The sequence below is a fragment of the Ilumatobacter sp. genome, from assembly GCF_041688325.1.
Lineage (GTDB): Bacteria > Actinomycetota > Acidimicrobiia > Acidimicrobiales > Ilumatobacteraceae > Ilumatobacter_A.
Genome location: NZ_JBDNIJ010000393.1, coordinates 1 through 1555 on the forward strand (window position 1 = coordinate 1; position 1555 = coordinate 1555).

Annotated in this window: 3 protein-coding genes; all 3 read right to left on the reverse strand. The window is 64.0% G+C overall.

Annotated features, from left to right (window positions below; all coding sequences use genetic code 11):
• Positions 1-34 precede the first annotated feature (34 nt).
• Positions 35-175 (reverse strand): hypothetical protein, encoded by a 141-nt coding sequence (locus ACH2EI_RS19630; protein WP_395161261.1) that lies wholly within the window; start codon positions 173-175, stop codon positions 35-37.
• 206 nt (positions 176-381) lie between these two features.
• Complete coding sequence (locus ACH2EI_RS19635; protein WP_395161263.1) at positions 382-819, reverse strand: tyrosine-type recombinase/integrase; 438 nt, start codon at positions 817-819, stop codon at positions 382-384.
• Between the two features lie 289 nt (positions 820-1108).
• Entirely contained in the window at positions 1109-1321 is a 213-nt protein-coding gene (locus tag ACH2EI_RS19640) for a hypothetical protein (RefSeq protein WP_395161265.1), read from the reverse strand.
• Positions 1322-1555 lie beyond the last annotated feature (234 nt).

A 1555-nucleotide genomic window follows, 5' to 3' on the forward strand; every position in this document is an offset into this window, starting at 1 on the left:
GCGCGGCGGGTCGGAAGGTGTAGGCCACGCCAGCTCAGGAGCGGGGTTCGGTGGCTCGACGTTTCGCCGGTGGGGCGACCTCGAGCAGCTCAGCAATGACGCGAGCCTGGGCAGGGGTCGGCACGAACCGCAGGCGTGGCTCGCCGCGATCAATCGGTGCTGCCGCTGTTGCCATGTCTCCAGTATCGGCCGACCAGACCCCAAACACAAGTCTGTTGGAGCTTCAACGAAACCGGCTCACCGACTACACCCCTAAGTTTGAACGACATCGCCATCCACATCACCGCCCAGCGCAACGCCACATTCGTGACCGAATGTCGAGGCTGCGACGAACACTGCGACCCCTGACAAGTCCGATTTTTCAGCGGTGTTCTGAGCGGGTCATCCGCGTTCGTCGGCACCGTCGAGAAGCCGCTGCATCGCATCCGCCGCATCGGCTTTCGCCGGCGAGAAGAGGTGGCCGTAGATGTCGCTGGTGACTCGGATCGATGAATGGCCAAGCGAATCGGAAATCGTCTTAAGCGGGACGTCTGCGGCGATCAGAAGTGACGCGGCTGAGTGTCGCATCCTGTGAGGGGTGAGTTCTCGGCCGAGCACAGCGAGGGTCATCGCCTTCACGAGTCGATTGCAACGGTTCGGCCCAAGAGGTGTGCCAACCGTCGACGTGAACACAAGATCGTCGGGCCAGCCGAGGCCCCATTCTGAACCGAAGGCAACGCGTCGCTGGTCCTGGTCTTCTCGATGCTTGCGGAGCACGCCGACGGCAAGTGGGGGTAAGTGAATGGTTCGGCGCGACCCGCTCGTCTTTGGCTCGTCCAAGTACAGCGTGTCGCGATCGCCTCGCTTGAGCGCCCGCGTGACCGTGAGCGTCGCGGTTCACATGGCCTTCTTGCTCGGCAACGCGCAGCCCGCGCCGGTGCGAGGTCTTCGAGGCCGACGTCGCCGACGTGGGGGAGTACGTAGATGCGGGCGATTTGGATGTACCCGCGACGGGTGACGTCGGAGATGTCAGCGAGCGGCAGGATCTCACCGATCCAGATCTCGAACCACTGGCTCACGGTCATGTCGAACGGTGCGGCCGAGTCGAGGTCGAGTGCGACATCTCGCGTCAGGCGCGCAGCCTTCGCGACAGCTTCGTGCTTCGTCGGCGAGTGAGTCGAGCTGTGCCACAGTGTTCAGCGTCGGAGACCTCTCGTCCGGCGCCTGGGTCATCCCGTCGAGGGTTACCCCGGACGACCACCGACACGTCGCGAGTCAACTCGGCCATGGCCGTCATCCCTGCGATGCCGGCACCGTTGACCACGACATCGGCGGTTTCCATACTCGACACGTAGCGGCGCGCTCTCGGGCCTCACGGCGTGCGTCCGTGGACGCGCATCTGTGCCTCGAAATGTGCGGCAGCCGACTCGGGCCGGATTCGCTGCAGCTGGCACCAGGTCTCGGACAGGAGTGGCTCGGCAATGAGCTCTCATGAAAGTCCGGTGGACTGGGCGAGAACCTGCTGACGGCAGGCACGCTCGAGGTAATAGAGGTCGTCGAATGCCACAGCAACGGA